At 41.4% G+C, this 26,004-nt stretch carries 26 protein-coding genes; 22 read left to right on the top strand and 4 right to left on the bottom strand.

Annotated elements, in window-relative coordinates; all coding sequences use genetic code 11:
* The first annotated feature begins 98 nt into the window (after positions 1-98).
* The 7 genes from trpE to trpA are packed head-to-tail and all read left to right on the top strand — an operon-like array spanning position 99 to position 6,364.
* Positions 99-1,460 carry an anthranilate synthase component I gene (gene trpE, locus PCY08_RS03765; RefSeq protein ID WP_045763143.1) on the top strand — a complete coding sequence of 454 codons (1,362 nt, stop codon included), beginning with the start codon at positions 99-101 and terminating at the stop codon, positions 1,458-1,460.
* Entirely contained in the window at positions 1,457-2,023 is a 567-nt protein-coding gene (locus PCY08_RS03760; protein WP_045763144.1) for an aminodeoxychorismate/anthranilate synthase component II, read from the top strand. Before trpE ends, PCY08_RS03760 begins: the two co-directional genes overlap by 4 nt.
* Positions 2,024-2,033: 10 nt before the next feature.
* A complete protein-coding gene (gene trpD / locus PCY08_RS03755; protein WP_045763145.1) occupies positions 2,034-3,038 on the top strand; it encodes an anthranilate phosphoribosyltransferase in 1,005 nt (334 codons plus the stop codon).
* Positions 3,035-3,802, top strand: a complete 768-nt coding sequence (trpC, locus tag PCY08_RS03750; protein WP_301559469.1) for an indole-3-glycerol phosphate synthase TrpC — start codon at positions 3,035-3,037, stop codon at positions 3,800-3,802. Before trpD ends, trpC begins: the two co-directional genes overlap by 4 nt.
* Positions 3,789-4,388 carry a phosphoribosylanthranilate isomerase gene (locus tag PCY08_RS03745; RefSeq protein WP_301559468.1) on the top strand — a complete coding sequence of 200 codons (600 nt, stop codon included), beginning with the start codon at positions 3,789-3,791 and terminating at the stop codon, positions 4,386-4,388. The genes trpC and PCY08_RS03745 overlap by 14 nt, the downstream gene beginning before the upstream one ends.
* Positions 4,366-5,589 (top strand): tryptophan synthase subunit beta, encoded by a 1,224-nt coding sequence (gene trpB, locus PCY08_RS03740; protein ID WP_301559467.1) that lies wholly within the window; start codon positions 4,366-4,368, stop codon positions 5,587-5,589. The genes PCY08_RS03745 and trpB overlap by 23 nt, the downstream gene beginning before the upstream one ends.
* The gene (gene trpA, locus PCY08_RS03735) at positions 5,582-6,364 is read left to right on the top strand and encodes a tryptophan synthase subunit alpha (RefSeq protein ID WP_301559466.1); all 783 of its coding nucleotides are present in this window, start codon (positions 5,582-5,584) and stop codon (positions 6,362-6,364) included. The genes trpB and trpA overlap by 8 nt, the downstream gene beginning before the upstream one ends.
* Here the strand turns inward: trpA and PCY08_RS03730 are convergent.
* Positions 6,333-6,995, bottom strand: coding sequence for an A24 family peptidase (locus tag PCY08_RS03730; RefSeq protein ID WP_301559465.1), 663 nt, complete (start codon positions 6,993-6,995; stop codon positions 6,333-6,335). The two genes, trpA and PCY08_RS03730, sit on opposite strands and share 32 nt — an antisense overlap.
* Positions 6,996-7,065: 70 nt before the next feature.
* Between PCY08_RS03730 and PCY08_RS03725 the strand changes: the two genes are divergently transcribed.
* The 8 genes from PCY08_RS03725 (at position 7,066) to PCY08_RS03690 (ending at position 10,899) form a co-directional block, all read left to right on the top strand.
* Positions 7,066-7,521 carry an N-acetyltransferase gene (locus PCY08_RS03725; RefSeq protein ID WP_301559464.1) on the top strand — a complete coding sequence of 152 codons (456 nt, stop codon included), beginning with the start codon at positions 7,066-7,068 and terminating at the stop codon, positions 7,519-7,521.
* An 85-nt stretch (positions 7,522-7,606) separates the two neighbouring features.
* Positions 7,607-8,356, top strand: coding sequence for a tRNA pseudouridine(38-40) synthase TruA (gene truA / locus PCY08_RS03720; RefSeq protein WP_045763152.1), 750 nt, complete (start codon positions 7,607-7,609; stop codon positions 8,354-8,356).
* Positions 8,346-9,119, top strand: coding sequence for a bifunctional hydroxymethylpyrimidine kinase/phosphomethylpyrimidine kinase (locus PCY08_RS03715; protein WP_045763153.1), 774 nt, complete (start codon positions 8,346-8,348; stop codon positions 9,117-9,119). The genes truA and PCY08_RS03715 overlap by 11 nt, the downstream gene beginning before the upstream one ends.
* Entirely contained in the window at positions 9,097-9,558 is a 462-nt protein-coding gene (locus PCY08_RS03710) for an ECF transporter S component (RefSeq protein WP_000814958.1), read from the top strand. Before PCY08_RS03715 ends, PCY08_RS03710 begins: the two co-directional genes overlap by 23 nt.
* Before the next feature lie 67 nt (positions 9,559-9,625).
* Entirely contained in the window at positions 9,626-9,850 is a 225-nt protein-coding gene (locus tag PCY08_RS03705; RefSeq protein ID WP_000646475.1) for a YqgQ family protein, read from the top strand.
* A gap of 5 nt (positions 9,851-9,855) precedes the next feature.
* Positions 9,856-10,236, top strand: coding sequence for a rhodanese-like domain-containing protein (locus PCY08_RS03700; protein ID WP_045763154.1), 381 nt, complete (start codon positions 9,856-9,858; stop codon positions 10,234-10,236).
* A gap of 92 nt (positions 10,237-10,328) precedes the next feature.
* A complete protein-coding gene (locus PCY08_RS03695; RefSeq protein ID WP_301559463.1) occupies positions 10,329-10,556 on the top strand; it encodes a DUF4190 domain-containing protein in 228 nt (75 codons plus the stop codon).
* A gap of 115 nt (positions 10,557-10,671) precedes the next feature.
* Positions 10,672-10,899: a hypothetical protein gene (locus tag PCY08_RS03690; protein ID WP_001156564.1), complete on the top strand. Its 228-nt coding sequence runs from the start codon at positions 10,672-10,674 to the stop codon at positions 10,897-10,899.
* A 43-nt stretch (positions 10,900-10,942) separates the two neighbouring features.
* Here the strand turns inward: PCY08_RS03690 and PCY08_RS03685 are convergent, their stop codons facing one another.
* Positions 10,943-11,668, bottom strand: coding sequence for a pseudouridine synthase (locus tag PCY08_RS03685; RefSeq protein WP_045763156.1), 726 nt, complete (start codon positions 11,666-11,668; stop codon positions 10,943-10,945).
* 161 nt (positions 11,669-11,829) lie between these two features.
* On the opposite strand from PCY08_RS03685, the gene typA reads away from it, so the two are divergent.
* The 3 genes from typA to PCY08_RS03670 all read left to right on the top strand — a co-directional run bounded on the left by typA (position 11,830) and on the right by PCY08_RS03670 (position 20,156).
* Positions 11,830-13,671, top strand: coding sequence for a translational GTPase TypA (gene typA / locus PCY08_RS03680; RefSeq protein WP_301559462.1), 1,842 nt, complete (start codon positions 11,830-11,832; stop codon positions 13,669-13,671).
* Between the two features lie 19 nt (positions 13,672-13,690).
* On the top strand, positions 13,691-13,936 hold the full coding sequence (locus tag PCY08_RS03675) for a DUF3165 family protein (RefSeq protein WP_045763157.1): 246 nt from the start codon (positions 13,691-13,693) through the stop codon (positions 13,934-13,936).
* Positions 13,937-14,303: 367 nt separating this feature from the next.
* Positions 14,304-20,156: a G5 domain-containing protein gene (locus PCY08_RS03670; protein WP_301559461.1), complete on the top strand. Its 5,853-nt coding sequence runs from the start codon at positions 14,304-14,306 to the stop codon at positions 20,154-20,156.
* Positions 20,157-20,286: 130 nt separating this feature from the next.
* Here the strand turns inward: PCY08_RS03670 and PCY08_RS03665 are convergent, their stop codons facing one another.
* Together PCY08_RS03665 and sstT are read right to left on the bottom strand one after the other, a co-directional pair.
* Positions 20,287-21,261, bottom strand: coding sequence for an aromatic acid exporter family protein (locus tag PCY08_RS03665; protein ID WP_301559460.1), 975 nt, complete (start codon positions 21,259-21,261; stop codon positions 20,287-20,289).
* Positions 21,262-21,325: 64 nt separating this feature from the next.
* Positions 21,326-22,531 (bottom strand): serine/threonine transporter SstT, encoded by a 1,206-nt coding sequence (gene sstT / locus PCY08_RS03660; protein ID WP_301559459.1) that lies wholly within the window; start codon positions 22,529-22,531, stop codon positions 21,326-21,328.
* A 151-nt stretch (positions 22,532-22,682) separates the two neighbouring features.
* Between sstT and PCY08_RS03655 the strand changes: the two genes are divergently transcribed.
* From PCY08_RS03655 to yqeH, 4 genes are read left to right on the top strand one after another with little or no spacing between them, the layout of a single operon-like run.
* On the top strand, positions 22,683-23,249 hold the full coding sequence (locus PCY08_RS03655; protein ID WP_301559458.1) for a mechanosensitive ion channel family protein: 567 nt from the start codon (positions 22,683-22,685) through the stop codon (positions 23,247-23,249).
* Between the two features lie 51 nt (positions 23,250-23,300).
* Positions 23,301-24,206 carry a magnesium transporter CorA family protein gene (locus tag PCY08_RS03650; RefSeq protein WP_045763161.1) on the top strand — a complete coding sequence of 302 codons (906 nt, stop codon included), beginning with the start codon at positions 23,301-23,303 and terminating at the stop codon, positions 24,204-24,206.
* A 16-nt stretch (positions 24,207-24,222) separates the two neighbouring features.
* Positions 24,223-24,750 (top strand): YqeG family HAD IIIA-type phosphatase, encoded by a 528-nt coding sequence (locus tag PCY08_RS03645; protein WP_045763162.1) that lies wholly within the window; start codon positions 24,223-24,225, stop codon positions 24,748-24,750.
* A gap of 2 nt (positions 24,751-24,752) precedes the next feature.
* On the top strand, positions 24,753-25,859 hold the full coding sequence (gene yqeH, locus PCY08_RS03640) for a ribosome biogenesis GTPase YqeH (RefSeq protein WP_045763163.1): 1,107 nt from the start codon (positions 24,753-24,755) through the stop codon (positions 25,857-25,859).
* Positions 25,860-26,004: the final 145 nt, after the last annotated feature.

The raw sequence follows: 26,004 nt of genomic DNA, 5'->3' as shown, positions 1-26,004 counted from the left end.
GAGAAAGTTGCTCCCGTCCGCACTATTTAAGGGAAATAGAAAAAGGTAAGAAATTAAGACTAAAAGTCTATAAATTATTGACTGAAAGGGAAATTACAATGGAACGAATCATTCACGGAGATGTTTTATCACCAATCTTGGCGTATATGCGCTTAAATGGACAACACAAGGTCATACTTGAAAGTATCCCAAGAGAAAAGGGAAATGCTCGATTTTCTATCTTGGCCTATAATCCAGTTTTTGAAATTAAGTTTGAAAATGGAGTTCTTTATCAAAATGGGCAAGTCATTGATCGTGACCCCTTGGATTTCCTCTATGAAGTGACTCATAAAAGCCATCACCATTCAGACCTACCTTTTGGTGGTGGAGCGATTGGCTTTGTTGGCTATGATATGATTTCTCTCTATGAAGAAATTGGCCAGCTTCCTGAGGATACGATTGGGACGCCAGATATGCATTTCTTTGTTTACGAGAGTTATATGGTATTTGACCACAAGAAAGAAAAAATTCATATCATCGAGGATGCTCTCTACAGTGATCGAAGCAATGAAGAACTAGAAGCGGCTTTGGATCAAGTTTTAGAGGAGTTAAAAATCCTTGCTCCAAATGAATTTGAAGATTTGGACGTTTCTCCACTTCAGTTTAGACCACATATTGCACCTCAGAAATTTGAAGAGATGGTAGAAACAGCTCGCGACTTGATTCGCAATGGAGATATGTTCCAATGCGTGCTCAGTCAGCGTTTCTCCGCAGAAGTAACTGGAAATCCTTTTGACTTCTACAGAAATCTCCGAGTGACCAATCCATCAAATTACCTCTACTTTTATGACTTTGGAGATTATCAAATCATTGGTGCAAGTCCTGAGAGCTTGGTTTCCGTCAAGAATGGCATCGTGACAACCAATCCAATTGCAGGTACACGACCTAGAGGTGCCAATGATGAAGAAGATGCAGCACTTGCAAGTGATCTACTTTCTGATGAAAAGGAAACGGCAGAACACCGAATGCTAGTGGACCTAGGACGCAATGATATCGGTAGAATTGCTGAAACAGCCAGTGTCCAAGTTACAAAGTATATGGAAGTAGAACTTTTCCGCTATGTCATGCATTTGACCAGCGTAGTTAAAGGACGTTTGTTACCAGAACTGACTGCCACGGATGCCTTGAAGGCGACACTTCCGGCTGGAACAGTTTCTGGGGCCCCTAAGATTCGTGCTATGAAACGCATTTATGAATTAGAAACAGAGAAACGAGGCGTTTATGCAGGAGCTATCGGTTACCTATCAGCAACTGGAGACATGGACTTTGCCATTGCAATTCGAACCATGATTCTTAAAAATAAAACAGCCTACGTACAGGCTGGTGCAGGAATTGTTTATGATTCTATTGCCCAAAACGAATACCAAGAAACCATTAATAAAGCTAAATCTATGACTAGAATGGGAGAACTAAGACCATGATTTTACTGATTGATAATTATGATTCATTTACCTATAACTTGGCTCAATACATTGGGAATTTCGCAAAAGTTCAGGTTTTGAGAAATGATGATCCAAATCTTTATGAAGAAGCTACAAAGGCAGATGGACTGGTCTTTTCTCCTGGTCCAGGTTGGCCAGCTGATGCTGGGAAGATGGAAGAAATGATTCGTGATTTTGCAGGCAAGAAACCGATTCTAGGGATTTGTTTGGGGCACCAGGCCATCGCAGAAGTATTTGGTGGTAAGTTGGGTTTGGCTCCTAAAGTTATGCACGGCAAACAAAGCCAGATTCGATTTGAGACTCCTTCCGTTCTCTATCAAGGAATCGAGGACAATCGTCCAGTCATGCGTTACCACAGTATTTTAATTGAAGAGATGCCAGAAGAGTTTGAAGTGACAGCTCGTTCGACAGATGACCAAGCCATTATGGGGATTCAACACAAAACCTTGCCGATTTATGGCTTGCAGTATCATCCAGAAAGTATTGGAACACCAGATGGCCTATCTTCTATTCAGAATTTTATCGAGAAAGTTGTAAAGTGAGGGAAATAAAATGAAAGAAATTATTGAAAAATTAGCGAACTTTGAAGATTTATCAAGTGTTGAAATGACAGATGTGATCGAACGCATCGTAACAGGGCGAGTGACAGAAGCACAAATCGCTTCACTTCTTTTAGCCCTTAAGATGAAGGGAGAAACACCTGAGGAAAGAACAGCCCTCGCTCAAGTTATGAGAGGACATGCTCAACACATTCCAACCAATATTCAAGATGCTATGGATAACTGCGGTACGGGTGGAGATAAGTCATTTAGCTTTAACATTTCAACAACTGCAGCCTTTGTCTTAGCAGGTGGAGGAATCCATATGGCTAAACATGGTAATCGTTCAATTTCCTCTAAATCTGGTTCAGCAGATGTCTTGCAAGCTTTGGGAATCAATATTGACCTCAAGCCAGCACAATTAGGTAAGGTATTTGATCAAACAGGAATTGTCTTTCTCTTTGCCAAAAACATGCACCCAGCTATGAAATATATCATGCCAGCACGCTTGGAATTGGGAATTCCAACCATCATGAATTTGACAGGTCCACTGATTCACCCAATGGTCTTGGAAACACAGCTTCTAGGAATTAGTCGTCCAGAACTTCTAGAAAGTACGGCTCAGGTTTTGAAAAACATGGGTCGCAAACGTGCTATCGTAGTAGCTGGTCCAGAAGGATTGGATGAAGCTGGTTTGAATGGTACTACCAGCATTGCCCTTCTTGAAAATGGTGAAATCACTTTGTCAACCTTTACCCCAGAAGATTTGGGAATGGAACGCATTGCCATTGAGGACATTCGTGGCGGAAATGCTCATGAGAATGCAGCCATCCTTGTCAGCGTTCTTAATAATGAACCAAGTCCATTCTTGGAAACAACAGTCTTAAATGCTGGTCTTGGTTTCTATGCTAATGGTAAGGTAGATAGTATCAAAGATGGAGTTGAAATGGCACGCCAAGTGATTGCCAGTGGTAAGGCCCTTGAAAAACTCAGACTATTACAGGAGTATCAAAGATGAGTCAGGAATTTTTGTCACGTATCTTAGAGCAGAAGGCGCGTGAAGTTGAAAAGATGGAACGAGAGGAACTTCAGCCCTTGCGAGAAAGCTATCGTTTGGCTGAATATTTGAAAAACCATCAAGAACGTCTGCAAATTATTGCAGAGGTCAAGAAGGCGAGTCCAAGTATGGGTGATATCAACCTGGATGTAGATATCGTTCAACAGGCCCAGACTTACGAGGCTAATGGTGCGGTTATGATTTCTGTTCTGACAGATGAAGTTTTCTTCAAGGGGCATTTGGATTACCTTCGTGATATTTCCAGTCAGGTACAGATTCCGACGCTGAACAAGGACTTTATCATCGATGAAAAGCAAATCATCCGTGCTCGCAATGCAGGTGCGACAGTTATCTTACTCATCGTAGCGGCTTTATCAGAAGAACGCCTCAAGGAACTGTATGACTATGCGACAGAGCTTGGTCTAGAAGTTTTGGTGGAAACTCATAATCTTGCTGAACTGGAAGTTGCTCATAGACTTGGAGCTCAAATTATCGGTGTCAATAATCGTAATTTAACAACCTTTGAAGTTGACTTGCAGACCAGCGTAGACTTGGCCCAATACTTTAAGGATGATTGCTTCTACATTTCCGAATCTGCTATTTTTACAGAGGAGGATGCAAAACGTGTTGCACCATACTTTAACGGAATTTTAGTAGGAACAGCTCTCATGCAGGCAGAAGATGTAGCCCAGAGAATCAAGGAGTTGCAGATTGACAAAGGTTAAGATTTGTGGCTTATCGACAAAAGAAGCGGTAAAAACAGCTGTGTCGGCTGGAGCAGACTACATTGGTTTTGTCTTTGCTCCTAGTAAAAGACAGGTGACCTTGGAACAGGCTGCTGAGCTAGCAAAGCTCATTCCTGCAGATGTAAAAAAGGTTGGAGTATTTGTTTCACCCAGTCGGGCAGAACTGTTAGAAGCGGTAGACAAAGTTGGTTTGGACTTTGTACAAGTTCACGGTCAGGTAGTAGATAAATTATTTGAAAATTTACCTTGTGGCAGCATTCAGGCTGTTCAGGTTGATGAAGGGGGGCATGTACCCAATTCTCAGGCAGACTATCTACTCTTTGACGCTCCTGTTGCAGGAAGTGGACAAACCTTTGACTGGGGTCAACTGGATACGACAGAACTAGCCCAGCCTTTCTTCATCGCAGGCGGGCTAAATGAGGACAATGTAGCAAGAGCAATTCAGCATTTCTCTCCCTTTGCAGTAGATGTATCAAGCGGAGTAGAAACAGACGGACGAAAAGATCATGAAAAGATTAGAAGATTTATAGAGAGGGTAAAGAATGGCATATCAAGAACCAAATAAAGATGGATTTTACGGAAAATTCGGTGGACGTTTTGTCCCAGAAACATTGATGACAGCAGTATTGGAATTGGAAGAGGCTTATCGTGAAAGTCAGGCAGATCCAAGTTTCCAAGAAGAGTTAAACCAACTTTTGCACCAGTATGTAGGTCGTGAAACTCCCCTTTACTACGCAAAAAACTTGACCCAGCATATCGGCGGAGCCAAGATTTACCTTAAACGTGAAGACCTCAACCATACAGGCGCCCACAAGATTAACAATGCCTTAGGACAAGTTCTCCTCGCTAAACGCATGGGCAAGAAGAAAATTATTGCTGAAACAGGTGCCGGTCAACATGGTGTGGCAACTGCAACAGCTGCAGCACTCTTTAACATGGAATGTACCATCTACATGGGCGAGGAAGATGTCAAGCGCCAGGCACTCAATGTCTTTCGTATGGAACTTTTGGGTGCCAAGGTAGAGGCTGTGACAGACGGATCTCGCGTGCTCAAGGATGCAGTCAATGCAGCCCTTCGTTCATGGGTGGCAAATATCGATGATACCCACTATATCCTAGGTTCAGCCTTAGGGCCCCATCCTTTCCCAAAAATTGTTCGAGACTTCCAAAGTGTTATCGGTCGAGAAGCCAAGCAACAGTACCTTGATTTGACAGGTCGAGATTTACCAGATGCCCTAGTAGCCTGTGTTGGTGGTGGTTCGAATGCCATCGGGCTCTTCCATCCATTTGTGGAAAATGAGTCAGTAGCTATGTATGGTGCTGAAGCAGCAGGACTCGGTGTGGATACAGAGCACCACGCAGCTACCTTGACCAAGGGTCGTCCAGGTGTTCTTCACGGCTCTCTCATGGATGTACTTCAAGATGCTCATGGTCAAATCCTAGAAGCTTTCTCAATCTCAGCAGGTTTGGACTATCCTGGTATCGGTCCAGAACATTCTCATTACCATGATATCAAACGTGCGACCTATGTACCAGTGACAGACGAGGAAGCCTTGGAAGGATTCCAACTCTTGTCTCGTGTGGAAGGAATTATCCCTGCCTTGGAGTCTAGTCACGCTATCGCTTTCGCAGTGAAATTGGCCAAAGAACTTGGACCAGACAAGTCTATGATTGTCTGTCTATCAGGTCGTGGGGACAAGGATGTAGTTCAAGTTAAAGACAGATTGGAAGCAGACGCAGCAAAGAAGGGAGAAGCTCATGCCTAAGACTCTAACAGAAAAATTGAACGCTATCAAAGCAACTGGAAAAGGAATTTTTGTTCCCTATATCATGGCTGGAGACCACGAAAAAGGATTAGATGGTCTCGCTGAAACAATCCACTTTTTAGAAGACTTGGGTGTGTCTGCCATTGAGATAGGAGTTCCCTTTTCAGACCCAGTTGCAGATGGTCCAGTTATAGAAGAAGCTGGTTTGCGTAGCTTAGCCCAAGCGACCTCTACTCGGGCTCTAGTCGAAACCTTGAAAACCATTGAAACAGAAATCCCGCTTGTCATCATGACCTACTTTAATCCTCTCTTTCAATACGGTGTTGAGAAATTTGTCAAAGATCTTGCTGATACAGCGGTCAAAGGTTTGATTATTCCAGACCTCCCTCATGAACATGCTAATTTTGTAGAGCCCTTCTTGGCAGATACAGACATTGCTTTGATTCCACTTGTAAGCTTAACGACAGGAATGGAGCGTCAAAAAGAACTCATTGAGGGAGCTGAAGGTTTTGTCTATGCTGTTGCTATTAACGGAGTGACAGGAAAATCAGGAAACTACCGAGATGATTTGGACAAGCACTTGGCTCAACTTCATCAAGTGGCACATATTCCAGTATTGACAGGTTTTGGTGTATCCACACAGGCTGATGTAGAACGTTTCAATGAGGTATCGGATGGCGTTATCGTCGGTTCCAAGATTGTTAAGGCTCTGCATGAAGGACAAGTAGCAGAAATCGCTGACTTTATCCGAGAAGCACTAGCTTACCAAAAATAATCATACAAGCGGCCAGCAAGAGGAAAGGCACAAAAGGAAGTCTTTCCTTTTTCTTTAGTAGGAGAAAGGCTAGGATACCAGTCGTGGAGGCAAATTGAATTAAAATCAGCATTTCAGTTAGGCTAAAAATAAGTGCACAAGAAGCCAGAAAGAGAAAATCTCCAGCACCTATGCGGATATCGATAAAGTGAGCCAAAATTCCCAAGATAAGAAAGAAAATCATAACTAGATTCCAACCACAGCAAACTATGAGGAATAAGTGAAAAGTCAGCCAGACTAGCAAGGGATATTCTTGATGACGAAAGTCGTAGATGCCTAAGGTCAAGCCAGCGGCGATCAAAATGACTTGATTCAAAGTTAGAAATCCCAAAGAAAAAGTTAGAAAGAGTAGCCCCAAGAATAACTCAAAGAGGGTATACCAGAAAGGATAGTGGGCCTTGCAATAGCGACAGCGAAAGCCATGGACTACTTGAGAGACAATCGGAATCAAATCCAGTGATTTCAAGCGAGTCTGACAAGAATCACAGTGACTAGCAGGGAAAACAATGGATTGCTCAGGGAAACGATCAATGACCAATCCTAGAAAGGAAGCAAGAATCGTTCCAACAAGAAAAATGTAAAGATGAATCATACTTATTTATTCGGAAAAAATAAGAGAAAGAGTATAATAGTTGGATATAGGAGAAGTTTTAGGAGCAAATATGAAAATTCACTTTGAAAAAGGACTTCAGTTAGAAAATGCCCAACTCATTTGTCAGTGGTCTAATGCCTTGGGAGAAAGTTTTCAGAAGCAATGGATGGGGCCAAAGATTTCTTATCCCTTGATTGCCCAATCCTTGCAAAAGATGGAAGGGATTTTTTCCATTTTTGTTGGAGAAGAGTTTGTAGGCATCATCCAGCAAATCAAACTAGAAGATAAAAATCTTCATATCGGAAGATTTCTCATAGCTCCACAGAAGCAGGGGAAAGGATTAGGTCGGAAAGTTTTGCAAGACTTCGTTCAAGAAATGTTTGAAAATAAAGAAATAGAGAGTATTTCCCTAACGGTTTTTGAATCAAATCAAATAGCTAGAGACCTCTACCAAAAAGAGGGATTTGAAATCGTTCAAACCATTGAAGTTCCAGAACGTAAATACATAATGAGAAAATCTAGGTAAGAACTAAATTACACTAGAAACTGTCCCCTTACAATTTTTAATTCTCAAACTTGTTGCAGAGAAATTTTCTTGATAAAATAGATACATGACTAGATATAAAGCTATAATTTCTTATGATGGCTACGCTTTTGCTGGTTTTCAGCGACAACCTCACGCGCGTAGTGTCCAAGAGGAAATTGAAAAAACTTTAACCAAATTAAATAAAGGACAAGCTATTACCATTCATGGCGCTGGGCGAACAGATAGTGGTGTTCATGCATTAGGCCAGGTCATCCATTTTGATCTTCCCTATCAGATGGATGAGGAAAAGCTTCGCTTTGCTCTCGATACTCAAAGTCCTGAAGATATCGATGTGATTTCGATTGAGATAGTGGCTGACGATTTTCATTGCCGTTATGCCAAGCATAGCAAGACCTACGAGTTTATCGTAGATAGAGGACGTCCTAAAAATCCTATGCGTCGTCATTATGCGACTCATTATCCTTATCCACTAGATGTGGAGCGGATGCAGCTTGCTGTAAAAAAACTAGAGGGAACACATGACTTTACTGGTTTTACGGCATCAGGTACTAGTGTAGAGGATAAGGTTAGGACGATCACGGAAGCTAGTCTTAGGGTTGATGAAACAGGGCAGTTTTTGACCTTTACTTTCTCTGGCAATGGCTTCCTCTATAAGCAGATTCGAAATATGGTCGGAACCCTGCTGAAAATTGGCAACAACCGTATGCCAGTTGAACAGATTGACCTCATCTTGGAGAAAAAAGACAGACAGTTGGCAGGTCCAACTGCAGCACCTAATGGTTTGTATTTAAAGGAGATTCGTTATGAAGAATAATCGTATTTTAGCACTTTCAGGAAATGATATTTTTAGTGGTGGTGGATTGGCAGCAGACCTTGCGACCTACACCTTGAATGGCTTGCATGGATTTGTAGCCATGACCTGCTTGACTGCTTTGACAGAAAATGGCTTTGAAGTCTTTCCAACTGATGAAACTATTTTCCAACAACAGTTGGATAGCCTCAAGAGTGTAGACTTCGGAGGGATTAAGATTGGTCTCTTGCCGACAGTCGGTGTTGCTGAGAAAGCCTTGAATTTCATCAAGGAACGTGAAGGAGTTCCAGTAGTCTTGGACCCTGTATTGGTTTGTAAGGAAACGCACGACGTTGCAGTCAGTGAGCTATGTCAAGAGTTGATTCGCTTTTTCCCTTATGTATCTGTGATTACTCCGAATCTTCCTGAGGCGGAATTGCTTGCAGACCAAAAGATTGAAACCGTAGAAGATATGAAGGCTGTAGCCAAAAAACTACATGATTTGGGTGCACCAGCAGTGATTATCAAGGGTGGAAATCGCCTCAGTCAGGATAAGGCTGTGGATGTCTTTTATGATGGGGAGAATTTCACTATTCTTGAAAATCCAGTTATCCAAGGACAAAATGCTGGTGCAGGATGTACCTTTGCATCAAGTATTGCTAGCCAGCTAGTTAAGGGAGAGGAACTATTACCAGCAATTGAAAGTTCCAAAGCCTTTGTTTACCGTGCCATTGCACAAGCAGATCAATATGGAGTGAGACAGTATGAAGCAAACCAAAACAACTAAAATTGCCCTAGTATCCATCTTGGCAGCTAGTTCTGTCGTATTGGGGTATTTTATAAAAATCCCGACACCAACTGGGTTTCTAACACTTTTGGACGTTGGAGTCTTCTTCACAGCCTTTTATTTTGGCAGTCGTGAAGGGGCCGTTGTTGGAGGTTTAGCAGGATTTCTTATTGACCTCATTTCAGGCTACCCTCAGTGGATGATTTTTAGCTTAATTAACCATGGTTTCCAAGGCTATTTCGCAGGTTTTAAAGGGAAATGGCAATGGCTAGGCTTAGTCTTAGCGACTTTATTCATGGTAGCTGGCTATGCCTTGGCATCAGCTTGGATGAATGGTTGGGGTGCAGCTATTCCAGAAATCATTCCAAATCTCATGCAAAATATCGTTGGAATGACTTTAGGATTTCTTCTTTGTCATAGTGTAAAGAAATTCAGATAATAGTGAAAAAGGAAACCTACCCCGAACTATTAGGGAACTATTGAAAAAACTCTGATTATTTGCTAAAATGAAAGCTATGAAAACACTCTACGATGTGCAACAATTTCTCAAACAGTTTGGTATCATTGTCTATATGGGAAAACGTCTCTATGACATTGAACTGATGAAGATCGAGCTATCTCGAATCTATGATGCAGGCTTGATGGACAAGCTGGATTATCTTGAAGCAGAAGCTGTTCTTCGCAGAGAGCACAAACTAGAATTAGACTATTTAGAAAAAAATGGAGATTAGGTAATATGGTAACTTGGGTATTATGGGGACTTATTATAGCGATGTTGGCTTGGATGGGATATAACTATCTTCGTATTCGTCGTGCAGCAAAAATTGTAGACAATGCAGAGTTTGAGTCTTTGATTCGTACAGGTCAGTTGATTGATTTGCGTGATCCAGCTGACTTCCACAGAAAACATATCCTCGGAGCTCGTAATATTCCTTCAAGTCAATTGAAGACAAGTCTGGCAGCTCTTCGCAAGGATAAACCTGTCCTTCTCTATGAAAACCAACGTGCGCAACGTGTCACAAATGCAGCACTTTTCTTGAAAAAACAAGGTTTCTCAGAAATCTATATCCTCTCTTACGGATTGGATTCTTGGACAGGGAAGGTGAAATCGAATTAACAATGTGAAAAAACTTGTCACATATGTTTAATATAAAGTCTTGGCTTTTTATGGTATAATTGTTAGTATAAAATTTAAGGAGTTTTTTGAAGATGAAAGAAAAGAAAAAACCATCACTTGTTTTAGGTATCCTATCTATCGTCCTTGGTTTGCTATCTCCAATCGTAGGTCTCGTTTTGGGGATTATTGGTCTAGTCTTGGCTAATTCACATCAAAAAGAATCTGAATTAGATTACAAAACAGAACGAATTCTTAATATCGTAGGGATTGTAATTTCTGTAGTTAACTGGGTTGCAGGGCTCATCTTAATGATGCACTAATCAGGATTCTAACAAAAAAAGCTTTATCTTTAAAAGCTTTTTTTGTTTTATCCAATTGCTAAAACTAATTTTTATAGTATTATTCATTTGTATGAGTTTAAGGAGTTTTTAGAATATGCAAGAAAAGAAAAAAGCGTCACTTGTTTTAGGGATCTTGTCTATCATTCTTGGTCTGCTGTCGCCAGTGGTAAGTTTGATTTTGGGTATTATTGGTCTAGTCTTAGCTAACTCACATCAAAAAGAATCTGGCCTAGACTATAAGAGAGAGAAAAATCTGTCCATCCTAGGGATTGTAATTTCTGCACTTCACTTTATTTTAGGTGTCATGGTATTTATACGCTAAATTAGATTTTAAAAAGCTTTATTTGTTTAAAGCTTTTTTTGTTTTATCCACTGTTTTCTAAGTAATTTTTAATAACCTGTAATTCTTCTTTGTTTAGAAGTCGGCAATCACCTTCTGCTAGTTCAGAGTCCAATATAAAATCTCCAAATTGAACTCGTTTGAGAGCAGTGACCTTGACACCGACTGAGAGGAACATTTTTTTGACCTGATGAAATTTCCCCTCAGAGATGGTGATAGTGGCTTGGCTGAGACTAGGACTTGAGGATAAAATCTCAAGTTGAGCAGGTTTACAAACAGTTCCATCAAGAAAAACAATTCCATCTTTAAACTCTTGAATATGGTCGGGAGTTAGTGGCCCATTGACCTCTACTTGGTAAGTTTTATCCACATGATACTGAGGATGGAGGAGTTGAAAACCTAGGGGACCATTATCCGTTAAGAGGAGGAGACCCGTCGTATCCCGATCCAGACGGCCGATGGCGTAGAGTTGGTCAGACTGGAGATGCTGAGGAAGAAGGTCCATGACAGTTGGGAGTTTTTTATCCTTGCTTGCAGTTACGACTCCGTTTTGCTTGTGTAGCATGAGGTAGGTGTGTTCATATCCTTGGATTTTTCTATCTTTGAAAATCAGCTCTTGCAACCCTGTATCAACATTCTGAGCAAGGGAACGAGCAAGGTGTCCATCTACAAAGATTTCTTTTTTCAGAAGAGCTTGTTTCATGGCCTTACGGCTGATTTTTTCCTGGGCTAATAATTTATCTAAACGCATACCAGCCTATCTTATCACAAGTCGGGATTTTTGAAAAGAAAAGAGAAGGAATGAATTTTCTTTTGAAAACATTTACACTTACTTGAATTAAGTCATTTGCTTAAAATTGTGGTATAATCGTTCAGTTAGAAAATAAATTTTTGAATACAATAGAGGAAATCATGACAAAATTAAGAGAAGATATCCGTAATATCGCGATTATCGCCCACGTCGACCACGGTAAAACGACCCTCGTTGACGAATTATTGAAACAATCTGAAACTCTTGACGCGCGTACAGAATTAGCTGAGCGTGCAATGGACTCAAACGATATTGAAAAAGAGCGTGGAATCACTATCCTTGCGAAAAATACAGCAGTTGCCTACAACGGAACTCGTATCAACATCATGGACACACCAGGACACGCGGACTTCGGTGGAGAAGTTGAGCGTATCATGAAAATGGTTGACGGTGTTGTTTTGGTTGTAGATGCCTACGAAGGAACTATGCCACAGACTCGTTTCGTATTGAAAAAAGCCTTGGAACAAGACCTTGTACCAATCGTTGTGGTTAACAAAATTGATAAGCCATCAGCTCGTCCAGCAGAAGTAGTGGATGAAGTCTTGGAACTTTTCATCGAGCTTGGTGCGGATGATGAACAACTTGACTTCCCAGTCGTTTATGCGTCAGCGATCAACGGAACATCTTCATTGTCAGATGATCCAGCGGATCAAGAAAAGACCATGGCGCCAATCTTTGACACCATTATTGATCACATCCCAGCTCCAGTTGATAACTCAGATGAGCCTCTTCAATTCCAAGTGTCTCTTCTTGACTACAATGACTTCGTAGGACGTATCGGTATCGGACGTATCTTCCGTGGTAGTGTCAAGGTTGGGGACCAAGTTACCCTTTCTAAACTTGACGGAACAACGAAGAACTTCCGTGTTACAAAACTCTTCGGTTTCTTTGGTTTGGAACGTCGTGAAATCCAAGAAGCCAAAGCTGGAGATTTGATTGCGGTTTCTGGTATGGAAGATATCTTCGTCGGAGAAACCATTACTCCTACAGACGCAGTTGAAGCACTTCCAATCCTACACATTGATGAGCCGACTCTTCAAATGACTTTCTTAGTTAATAATTCACCATTTGCTGGTAAAGAAGGTAAATGGGTCACTTCACGTAAGGTTGAAGAGCGCCTTCAAGCAGAATTGCAAACAGACGTTTCCCTTCGTGTAGACCCAACTGATTCACCAGATAAATGGACGGTTTCAGGACGTGGAGAATTGCACTTGTCAATCCTTATCGAAACCATGCGTCGTGAAGGTTATGAGCTTCAAGTATCTCGTCCAGAAGTTATCGTAAAAGAAATCGATGGTGTTAAATGTGAGCCATTTGAACGTGTTCAAATCGACACACCAGAAGAGTACCAAGGATCTGTTATCCAAAGTCTTTCTGAACGTAAAGGTGAAATGTTGGATATGATTTCAACTGGTAATGGTCAAACTCGTTTGGTTTTCCTTGTTCCTGCGCGTGGTTTGATTGGATACTCAACTGAGTTCTTGTCAATGACTCGTGGTTACGGTATCATGAACCATACCTTCGACCAATACTTGCCATTGATTCCAGGTGAAATCGGTGGACGTCACCGTGGTGCACTTGTTTCTATCGATACTGGTAAGGCAACAACATACTCTATCATGTCTATCGAAGAACGTGGAACAATCTTTGTTAACCCAGGTACTGAGGTTTACGAAGGAATGATCATCGGTGAAAACTCTCGTGAAAATGACTTGACTGTTAATATTACGAAAGCGAAACAAATGACCAACGTTCGTTCAGCAACTAAGGACCAAACAGCGGTTATCAAGACTCCTCGTATCTTGACTCTTGAAGAATCACTTGAGTTCTTGAACGACGATGAATACATGGAAGTAACGCCTGAATCTATTCGTTTGCGTAAACAAATCCTTAACAAGGCAGAGCGTGAGAAAGCAAACAAAAAGAAAAAATCAGCTGAATAAGAGCTAGAAAGAGCAGAAAATGGTCTATTTAATCATAGGGATTTTATTACTCTTACTCTACATATTTGCGACACCTCAAAGTATCAAGGGAACAGTTAATATTGTAATTCTTGTTTTTGGTCTCGTTTCCCTCGTGATTTTGCTCATGTTGTCCATCCTACAAATCTTTCAGCTACCAACAGAATTCTTTATCACAGTAGCCATGCTGGTCCTTACTTACTTTAGTTTGCGAGATATATCCTTAATGTCGGTGAAAAAGAGATAGGTAAGTAGCTTTGGGGTTCTACTAGGATTCGGTAAATATTTTGATAAAACATAACTACCACAAGTGAAGTCAGTAAAACTGAGTTTACTTGTGGTTTTTGCTTTGTAGAATCTAGAAATTTAGGCTTTTTCAGCTTCATCGCCCTTCTACTTTCATTCACTAGATTTTTATTAAGTAGCAGATAATAGAAGAACTTCTGGGAGGAAATTACGTTCTTACTGTGAATGTTTACAAAGAATCAGGATACTTTTCTTTAAAAATTGGATAAAGAAGCTAACCATAGCAATTTTATTATTCAAATCCTTTGTAGACGTTTACTATTTTTGATATACTGGGAAAAGGAATAGATACGAAATTGGAGTTTGTCATGAAAAAACATCATTTTAAAGCAAAACAACGCTTTTCTTTGAGAAAGTATGCAGTAGGAACTTGTTCCGTCTTATTGGGAACGAGTTTGTTTTTTGTAGGTACAAGTGGAAATGCTGTACTTGCAGAGGAGAGGATTCCCCAGCTAGTGTCACACTATGTGGAGGATAAAGACTTGCCTGAATCTTTGAAGGCTGAACTACTTTGGTTTGAAGAAAATGCTATCAAAGTGGAGGAAGGTAAGGATTATTACTTCGTCTACCGTAAGTCTGCTACCAAGTTACCTGATACTGGCTTGTTTTCAAATGCTATCCTACCTGTCTTAGGTACAGGTATCTTGTTAGTTTCGCTCACTCTCATTAAAAAGAGAAAAGTGGCCTCTCTCTTTCTAGTGACAGTTTTGGCTGTAGGTGGGACTGCACTATCAGTTTCTGCCTTGGAGAACTTAGTAGAGCTTCGTCCAGCTCTTGTCAAAACAGTTGCAGGAGAATTTTTGCCTAGTCCAGAAAGTATTGAGGGGTATGAATTTACAGGCTATTATTTTGTAAGGGGAAATGGAGAAGTTTCTAGAAATGAAAATACAAAACCTCATTCTCCACAAGTAGATAAGGTAGAATCCACCTCAATTCCAGACGAAGGTACTCCGAGCTTGGTAGAGGTGAAGCCAGAGCTAGAGGTCACGACAGAAGCCGTTGCCTATGATACTGTTTATCAGGACGATCCAGACTTGCTTAAGGGTCAAACCCGCCTTATTCGAGCAGGCGTTGCAGGCGAGCGCACTATTTTAACGGAAGTCACGACTGTAGATGGCAAGGAAGACCGCCAAGTTAAATCCAACACCGTAACCTTGGATCCAATTTCCGAAATCATCGCAGTAGGTACTAAGGTAGAATCCACTTCAATTCCAAGCGAAGGTACTCCAAGCTTGATCCAAGTGAAGCCAGAGCTTGAAGTTACGACAGAAGCCATTGCTTATGATACTATTTATCAGGATGATCCAGACTTGCTTAAGGGTCAAACACGTGTCATTCAAGCAGGAGTAGCTGGCGAGCGCACTATTTTAACGGAAGTGACGACTGTAGATGGCAAGGAAGACCGCCAAGTTAAATCCAACACTGTAACCTTAGAACCAGTTACTGAAATCATAGCAGTAGGCACTAAGGTAGAATCCACCTCTATTCCAAGCGAAGGTACTCCAAGCTTGGTCGAGGTGAAACCAGAACTTGAAGTTACGACAGAAGCCGTTGCTTATGATACTATTTATCAGGATGATCCAGACTTGCTTAAGGGTCAAACCCGCCTTATTCGAGCAGGCGTTCCAGGCGAGCGCACTATTTTAACGGAAGTCACGACTGTAGATGGCAAGGAAGACCGCCAAGTCAAATCCAATACTGTAACCTTAGAACCAGTTTCAGAAATCATAGCAGTAGGCACTAAGGTAGAATCCACCTCAATTCCAAGCGAAGGTACTCCAAGCTTGGTCGAGGTGAAACCAGAGCTTGAAGTTGCGACAGAAGCCGTTGCTTATGACAGTATTCATCAGGACGATACAGACTTGCTTAAGGGTGAAACTCGTGTTGTTCGAGCAGGCGTTCCAGGTGAGCGTACTATCTTAACGGAAGTGACGGCTGTAGATGGCAAGGAGGTCCGCCAAGTCAAATCCAATACTGTAACCTTAGAGCCAGTTTCCGAAATTATCGCAGTAGGCACTAAGGTAGAATCCACTTCAATTCCAAGTGAAGGTGCTCCAAGCTTGGTAGAGGTGAAGCCAGAGCTTGAAGTAACGACAGAAGCCATTGCTTATGATACTATTCATCAGGACGATCCAGACATGCTTAAGGGTCAAACTCGTGTTGTTCAAGCAGGCGTCGCAGGTGAGCGTACGATCTTAACGGAAGTGACGGCTGTAGATGGCAAGGAGGTCCGCCAAGTCAAATCCAATACTGTAACCTTTGAGCCAGTTTCCGAAATTATCGCAGTAGGCACTAAGGTAGAATCCACTTCAATTCCAAGTGAAGGTACTCCGAGCTTGGTCGAGGTTAAGCCAGAGCTTGAAGTTACGACAGAAGCCATTGCTTATGATATTATTCATCAGGATGATCCAGACTTGCTTAAGGGTGAAACCCGCCTTATCCGAGCAGGTGTAGCAGGCGAGCGCACTATTTTAACAGAAGTGACGACTGTAGATGGCAAGGAAGACCGCCAAGTCAAATCCAACACTGTAACTGTGGATCCAATTTCCGAAATCATAGCAGTAGGCACTAAGGTAGAATCCACTTCAACTCCAAGTGAAGGTACACCAAGCTTGGTCGAGGTGAAACCAGAGCTAGAGGTCACGACAGAAGCCGTTGCCTATGATACTATTCATCAGGACAATCCAGACTTACTCAAGGGGCAAACCCGCCTTATCCAAGCAGGCGTTGCAGGTGAGCGCACGATCTTAACGGAAGTGACGACTGTAGATGGTAAGGAAGACCGCCAGGTCAAATCCAATACTGTAACTTTAGAGCCAGTTTCCGAAGTCATCGCGGTAGGCACTAAGGTAGAATCCACCTCAATTCCAAGTGAAGGAACTCCAAGCTTGGTCGAGGTGAAGCTAGAACTTGAGGTCACGACAGAAGCCGTTGCCTATGATACTATTCATCAGGAAGATCCGGACTTGCTTAAGGGTCAAACACGTGTCATTCAGGCAGGCGTCGCAGGCGAGCGCACTATTTTAACCGAGGTGAGGACTGTAGATGGCAAGGAAGTCCGCCAACTCAAATCCAATACTGTAACCTTGGAGCCAGTTACCGAAATTATCGCAGTAGGCACTAAGGTAGAGTCGGCCCCAGTTCCAGAACCTAAGATTGAAACCCAAACAATCCCATATAAAACAATCTATCAAGCAGATGACAGCCAAGAAGTCGGTTCTAGAAAAACGAAAACACATGGGGTCAATGGACAAGTAGAAACCACTACCCGATATACAAGAGATCAAACCAGTGGTCAGATTACAGAGTCTAGTACATCAAAAACTCTGGTAGAAAAGGTAGATGAGGTTGTTCTAGTTGGGACCAAACCAAGTGTAGAAACAAAGGTCATCGCAAATAATACGATATATGAAGCGGACCCGACACTTCCTTATCAAACAGAAAAAGTTGCTGTTCCTGGTAAGGAAGGAAGCGAAAAAACGACTACCACCTATCAAGTAGATGCTCAGACAGGTCAGGTTACAGAAAGAGAACACCAAAAAGAAGTAACAGCTCCGATTGATAAGGTAGTGAAGGTCGGAAATGTCCAAACCATTGTGACCCCAATTCCAATCAAGGAGGAACGCCGTCAGGATCCAACACTTGAGAAGGACCTTGAAAAAGTAGAAAGCCAGGGCGAGCCTGGCGAGACCACCACTACCAGAGTTTATGAAGTGAATCCTCAAACAGGTGAAATGCTATCACACACGGAAACAAGTGCTGTGACAAAAGCAATGAAGCCAAAGATCATCTTGGTGGGAAGCAAAGAAAACAAACCTCATCTTCTTCCGGTGAATACGGAGTTGGAAAATGCCATTGATGTAAGACCGGCTAGCCAAGGAATGAAGGCTGTAGATTTACTTTCCAATGCTTACGTGACAAATGCTCTCAGACCAAATATTCTGGGGCGGGATGTAATTAGTAAGAAGATTGAACTCAAAAAGACAAATCCTACTATTACAGATGAAGAGGTTAAAGAAGTCCTTCGCAAAGAATATCTAGAGAGATTATCTATTAAAGACACACTTGAAGAAACGAAAAAGACCCTAGATACAGACCTTAAAAAAGTTGTAGCTCATACCTTGAGTGTGCTCGGAAATACAGCGGAAAGCAGAGCTAAGGTTCAGGCAGATTTAGAATCTAATAAGGAAAAGATTCTCCTAGGTTTAACCTATATCAATCGTTTCTACAATATTGATTTTGGCAAGACCAACATCCGTGATATTCTTGCCTACAATCCAAGCTCCTTTGGCAAGAAGGTGACGTCATTAGAATGGCTAACATCTCTGGGTTCAATGAGTTATGATGAGATGAAACTGGTCAATAGTCCTCGAACATTTGAAACATACTTTGGAAAAGTAACCGATAAGTCAACCCTATTAGACTTTCTAGATTATAACCGAACAACCTTTACAAACATGGATGGTGATACTTGGTTGAAGGACGCTACAAAAGCCATCGTTGTTGAGAAAAAATCTAAAGAAAAAACAGATGAAAATGTCAGTCTCTACACGAAGTTGACCTCTGATCCTGCCAAGTATGGGGCAGAACCTCAACAGATTGATAATCGCAAACAGTTTAACATGGCTACACTTCTAGGCCTAGTGAATATCAAGGAACCGAGCATATATGCCATTACTAATATGGCAACTGTTTCCTACGGAAATATCGGAACTTATATGGATAGCTCACTGGCTCAGAGCAATCCTGCTCAATATAAGGCTGAATTGGAAAAAGTGAAGGCTTTGGTTGAATTGACAGCTGAGCGTCAGGCTACTTATGTTGATACGCTTTATAGAATCACTAAAAAAGACAATCAATCAAAACTAGTAACCAACCGTTTGATTGTGGATACTATGAAAAAGTATACTAGCAAGCAAAATGCAGGCATTAAGGAAACCTGGTCTAAGGAGTTTGGTTCAGAGGCGGATAAGGGAGTCAAGGACTTCATGTCTCCGTTAGGCATGTATTCTCCGTCCCAATCAGTTGGTGCTGAGGCAAATGGTGCTGGTGTGCGTTACTTTATTGATAGGGTCTTGGACGATCGAGGGTCAGCAACCTATTCTCATGAAATGACTCACTTGTTGGATCGCACAGTCCTCTTTAACAATTATGGTCGACGAGATGGTACTGGGGCAGAATTCTATGCACGTGGAATCTTTGAAAATTCCTACACTCCGGAAATGGATAGCTACTTTAACTTGAACTTTGTCTATGACGAGAGTGACAAAGACAGTTTCTACAACAAGACACCTGAGCGCTTTAAATCAGCCGCAGATTTGAAAGAATATATGCATGGTAGTTTCGATGTTCTCTATACTTTAGATTATCTAGAAGCTGAGGCAAGTCGAGGATTGTCAGCTGCGGATAAGGCAGTCTACTTCAAGCAACTCTTGCCAAGTGCGACAAGTGGTTCAAGAACTCCTGTTCCTTATCCAAATCCATCAGTCAAACCAACCCACCAGAGCGAGGAAATCAAGGCCTTGACCGAGGCAGATGCTAGCAAGCTAGGCGATGTTCATAGTTTGATTGACAATCATATCGTGGTAAATCGCTATATCATTAAAGGATTCACGGCTACCGGGAAAGTAGATGCCAATGGTTATTATACCGTTGATATGTTTGATACGATTTATGGTGTCAACGAAAATGATAAGGGAATGAGTGGTGATATCAGCTTTAGAAAACAAGCCTTTGAACTCATGGCAGGTCTTGGCTATTACGAAGGTTTCGTTCCTTATGTCTCTAATCAGTACAAGCAAGATGCTGAAAAAGAGAATCGTCCCTTGTCAGACCAATACATCTTTGAAAAGATCTTAGCTGGTAAGACCTATGCCCAATTCAAGAAGGAACAAATGAATGAACGGATTGCGAATATCAGTAAGTTGAAACCAATTACCATTGACTACAAAGGTAAGCAAGAAGTAATTTCCAGTCCTGAACGTATGAAGCAATTGATGGAAGTAGCGGTAAAAGAAGAACTTGCTCAGATTAAAGCAGGAAATATCAGTCAAAAACAATACCGTTTCATTGAAACTCCTGTTCAGAAGTTGAAAAAAGCTATATACAAAGCATATCTCAAGGAATCAAATGAGTTTAGAAATTCCATCTATACTTCTTAAGGGAAAGATAAGTCTATCATTAGGAGTTCATAGCAATTTTGCTACTCAGTAAGATTCACTAGTTAGCTAAGCTCAAGACAGAAAAACACCTTTTGAATTGCAAGTTCTCGCAGTTCAAAAGGTGTTTTGTTTATGATGATAGATTGCTTTTTTCTTCAGAATAGCGTTGATAGAAGTCAACTTTCAGTTGAATAAAGTTTTCCAATTCGCGCAGGAGTTGAAGTAAGGTTGCGCGCGTTTCAAATTCTTCCCTTGTTTTAGGGAGGTTACGATTGCGAAATACCTGCAGGTAGCTTTCAATATCATTTAATAAATCGTTGGCAGGATTGGTCTGACTGAGTTGATCTGCAATTTTAGCGAATAGCTGGGCAAGGATTAGGCTTTCGCTTGCGGCTAGATTACAGGTGTTGATTTGCTGGGCCATATTACGAAGAATACAACTCTGTCTCTGTCTCATTTCGAAATAGTGGATATGATAGTCGGTCTGATGAAAGAGGTGGTCAGAGTGATCAAGATAGACCAGTTTGAGAGCTTCTTCAAGAAGCTGATCCAGTTCTTCAACGAGTTGGGCACGGTTACGACCATCGCCCTTTCCAAGATAATATTCAAAACGTTGCAAAATATGTTTGAGTTTTTCTTCTACCTTGAGATGATAGAGATGGATTTCTTCTTGCCGAGAAGGCATGTAAAGATTGACAGTCAAGGCAAATCCCGTACCGATCAGAAATAGGAGGAGCTCATTCACTAGCAGATCAGATGATGTAGACTTCTGAACCAAGAGATGACTGACTAGGACACTACTCGGGGTAATGCCAATCTCCCAGCCCAGTTTATAGGCCAGAGGAACATAGAGGGCCAAATAGAGACCAAAACTCCAGATGTGGTAGCCAGTCAGGTGAAAGGAAAGGACACCAATAAAAAGAGCAAGAAGGGTTGAAAATAAACGATTGCGAGCCAGCTTAATGGTGCTTCTACGGGTATCCGATAAGCTCAATAGGGCTATGATACCAGCGGACACTGCTGAAGATAAATCCAGAAAGTAGGCTAGAATACAGGCCAAACAGGTTGCCAGAACGAGTTTAAAAGTACGTTGGGTGATAGACATGAGACATTTCCTATAATAAATGATAGAAACCAGACAAAACAAGCCCTAAATAGGCTTGCCTTGATTATTTATTGCGAGCAGAGGAAAATTCGGCTACTGCTGTAAAGAGGACATCTGTTGAAGAGTTGAGGGCTGTTTCGCAAGAGTCTTGGATAACACCGATGACGAAACCTACACCTACAACCTGCATAGCGATATCATTGGTAATCCCAAAGAGACTACATGCAACAGGGATGAGAAGGAGTGAGCCTCCGGCAATTCCTGAAGCACCGCAGGCAGAGATGGCTGCAACGATACTGAGTACAAAGGCTGTTGCAAAATCAACTGAGATGCCTAGAGTATTGACAGCTGCTAGGGTTAAGATGTTGATGGTAACAGCAGCTCCAGCCATATTGATGGTTGATCCCAAGGGGATTGAGACAGAATAGGTATCTGGATTAAGACCTAGATCCTCACAGAGTTTCATATTAACAGGGATATTAGCAGCGGAACTTCGGGTGAAAAAGGCTGTAACGCCACTGATACGCAAGCATTTCCAAACAAGTGGATAAGGATTTTTCTTGATAAAGAGAAAAGCAATCAGAGGATTGATCACTAGGGCAACGAAAACCATAGTGGCAATCAAAAGTCCGAGTAAGATTCCGTAATTTGCTAAACTCGCAATACCTTGGCCAGAGATGGTTTCGAAGACTAATCCGAGGATACCAAATGGCGCAAGGTTAATGATCCATTCGACGATTTTTGAAGTCACACTGGCCATTGTTTTGAGTAGTTCCTTGCTATTTTTGCTAGCTTCTCGCATGGCAATCCCAAAGACGATAGCCCAAGACAAAATTCCGATATAGTTAGCTTCGATGATGGCATTGACAGGATTATCTACTATTTTTAGCAGAAGATTACTGAGTACCTGTCCGATACCGTCTGGAGGAGAAACTTCAGTGCTAGCGCTACTCAAGACCATCTGAACAGGGAAGAGAAAACTAGCCAAAACTGCTACAAGAGCAGCAGCAAAAGTCCCCAGCAAATAGAGGAAAATGACTCTTTTCATATTGCTATCTTGGCCTTTTTGGTGTTGGGAAAGGGCGTTAGCGACTAAAGCAAAAACCAGGATAGGAGCGATAGCTTTTAGTCCTCCTACAAATAAATCTCCCAATAAACCAATGCCAGTTAGATTAGGAAAGAGTAGACCTAGAATTGCTCCCAAGACCATTCCGATTCCGATACGTTTGATCAAATTTGTTTTGTTCCAAGCACGAATGATTCTTTTCATAGAGGTCTCCTTTTTTGTGTATTGTTTATGATTATAGTATAAATATGCTTGAAAAGCAAGTGAGTTATAAGTTTCATTGGAATTAATGAATATTTATGAAAAGGATGGCTGGGAAGGATTTATGGTATAATGGATAGAAAAGGAGTTTTATATGCAAGAATTTTTTCAACGTTATTTGGATAAATTAGATCTAACAACTGTATTAGAAAATCTCTTGACCAAGGTGATTTCTCTTCTACTTCTTATCCTTCTATTTTATATAGCTAAAAAGTTCCTCCATGTTGCTGTAGGAAAGATTGTTAAACCTTCACTTAAGTTTTCAAATCGAGATGCAGGTAGACAAAAGACTATTTCTCGTTTGCTTGAAAATATTTTCAACTACACGCTTTATTTCTTCTTGATTTACTGTATCTTGTCTATTTTAGGTTTACCTGTATCTAGCTTGCTTGCAGGTGCGGGGATTGCTGGTGTGGCTATCGGTATGGGGGCACAAGGTTTTCTATCAGACGTCATCAACGGCTTCTTTATTCTCTTTGAACGTCAGTTGGATGTAGGAGATGAAGTTATTTTGACCAATGGTCCTATTACCGTATCAGGAAAAGTAGTTAGTGTCGGAATTCGAACGACTCAACTGAGAAGTGACGACCAAGCCCTTCACTTTGTTCCTAACCGTAATATTACTGTGGTTAGCAATTTTTCAAGAAAAGACGAGGACTGAAATTTTACCTGATTTATGGTACAATAGAAAGAGTTTGGTAAAGGAGAAACGATGTTTTTAGATAAGCAGTTAGGAAATGGTTGTACCTGGATTAATCTAGATGTGGAAATCATCAAAAATCTTGAAGATTTATCTGAAATCTATGGATTGGATAAAGAAACCATCGAGTATGCGCTGGATAGAAACGAACGGGCCCACATGGATTATAACCGTGAAAATGGGACAGTGACCTTTATCTACAACGTTCTTGACTTAGAAAGGGACAAGGAATACTATGAAGCCATTCCTATGACCTTTATCGTGGAAAAGCAACGAATGATTACCATCAGCAATCATAAGAATGCTTATGTCATTGATCAGATGCTAGGCTATCTTGAAAATCATGAAATCATTTCAATCTACAAGTTTCTATTTGCCGGTTTAGAGCTTATCAGCAATGCTTATTATCCTGTCATTGAACAGATGGATAAAAGCAAGGATGAAATCAGTGCCTTGTTACGTCAAACAACCACTAAAAAAAATCTCTTTGCCCTCTCTGACTTGGAAACTGGTATGGTTTACTTGACAGCTGCGGCTAAACAAAATCGTCTCCTCTTGGAACATATCCAAGGACACGCGCTTTATCGGAACTTTAACGAAGTGGAGAGAGAGCAGTTTGATGATGCCATGATTGAAGCCCATCAGTTGGTGTCCATGACAGATTTGATTTCTCAAGTCTTGCAACAACTCTCAGCTTCTTACAACAACATCCTAAACAATAACCTGAATGATAGTTTGACAATTTTGACTATTATCTCAGTCTTGTTAGCAGTCCTTGCGGTTATTACAGGTTTTTTTGGAATGAATGTTCCTCTACCATTTACAGAAGAGCCCAATGCTTGGATTTATATCTTAATAGCTAGCTTGATTTTATGGGCAGCCTTATCTCAATGGCTGAAGAAAATTACTAGAAAATAAAAGAGAAGGAGCCAGAATGGCGATTGAAAATTACATGCCAGATTTTGCTGTGGAAGCAGTTTATGATCTGACAGTTCAAAGCCTGCAAAAACAGGGAATCAAAGCTGTTTTGGTGGATTTGGACAATACCCTGATTGCTTGGAATAATCCAGATGGAACAGTAGAGATGAAGCAATGGTTGCATGATCTGCGTGATGCTGGGATACGTATCATTGTGGTATCTAACAATACTCCCAAACGTGTCAAACGAGCAGTTGAAAAATTTGATATTGACTATGTTTACTGGGCACTGAAGCCCTTTACTTTAGGAATTAACCGTGCCATGAAACATTTCCACTATAAAAAGAACGAAGTGGTCATGGTAGGCGACCAGCTGATGACGGATATTCGAGCAGCCCACCGAGCAGGCATTCGCTCGATTTTGGTTAAACCCTTGGTTCAACACGACTCTATTAAGACTCAGATTAACCGAGCGCGTGAGCGTCGTGTCATGAGAAAAATCGCTGAAAAGTACGGCCCTATCACTTATAAAAAAGGAATCTAATTATGGAAGAAATTCTCTGTATTGGTTGTGGAGCAACCATTCAGACGGAAGATAAGACTGGTTTAGGTTTTACACCTCAGTCAGCACTTGAAAAAGGTTTGGAAACTGGAGAAGTTTATTGCCAGCGTTGTTTCCGTCTTCGTCATTATAATGAAATCACAGATGTGCAGTTGACGGATGATGATTTCCTAAAACTCTTGCACGAGGTTGGAGATAGCGATGCCTTGGTGGTCAATGTCATTGATATTTTTGACTTCAATGGCTCTGTTATCCCAGGTTTGCCACGCTTTGTGTCAGGTAATGATGTGCTTTTGGTTGGAAACAAAAAAGATATCCTACCTAAGTCAGTGAAACCAGGTAAGATTAGCCAGTGGCTGATGGAGCGTGCCCATGAAGAAGGACTTCGTCCAGTCGATGTCGTCTTGACTTCTGCCCAAAATAAGCATGCTATCAGAGAAGTAATTGATAAGATTGAGCACTACCGTAAGGGACGTGATGTTTACGTAGTTGGTGTGACCAATGTCGGGAAATCAACCCTCATCAACGCTATCATCCAGGAAATCACGGGTGACCAGAACGTCATCACAACGTCACGCTTCCCAGGAACAACTCTAGATAAGATTGAGATTCCACTTGATGACGGTTCTTATATCTATGATACGCCGGGGATTATCCACCGTCACCAGATGGCTCACTACTTGACTGCTAAAAACCTCAAGTATGTCAGCCCTAAAAAGGAAATCAAACCAAAAACCTATCAGCTAAACCCTGAACAAACCCTATTTTTAGGTGGATTGGGACGCTTTGACTTTATTGCAGGAGAAAAGCAAGGTTTTACAGCCTTCTTTGACAATGAACTCAAACTTCATCGTACCAAGCTAGAGGGAGCTAGTGCCTTTTACGACAAGCACCTGGGAACTCTCCTCACACCACCAAATAACAAGGAAAAAGAAGATTTTCCAAAACTAGTCCAACATGTATTTAACATCAAGGACAAGACAGACCTAGTCATCTCAGGACTAGGTTGGATCCGTGTAACAGGCACCGCCAAAGTCGCCGTCTGGGCACCAGAAGGCGTCGCCGTCGTCACACGAAAAGCAATTATTTAAAATAAAATCACCGAGCGAACAAAGTGAGCTCATAAAAAGATAGTTATTGCCGTGGTGTGATTGCCAATCTTTAGATTGGCAAGGGGCACAATTGAGACCTAGGCTCAATTGTGAGGTCAGGAAATCCATTTTTCAAAGATGAAAT

This window comes from Streptococcus sp. SO4, from assembly GCF_030440055.1.
GTDB classification, from domain to species: Bacteria; Bacillota; Bacilli; order Lactobacillales; family Streptococcaceae; genus Streptococcus; species Streptococcus nidrosiense.
The sequence above is the reverse complement of the archived record's forward strand: the minus strand, read 5'-3'. Positions and strand labels throughout refer to the sequence as shown.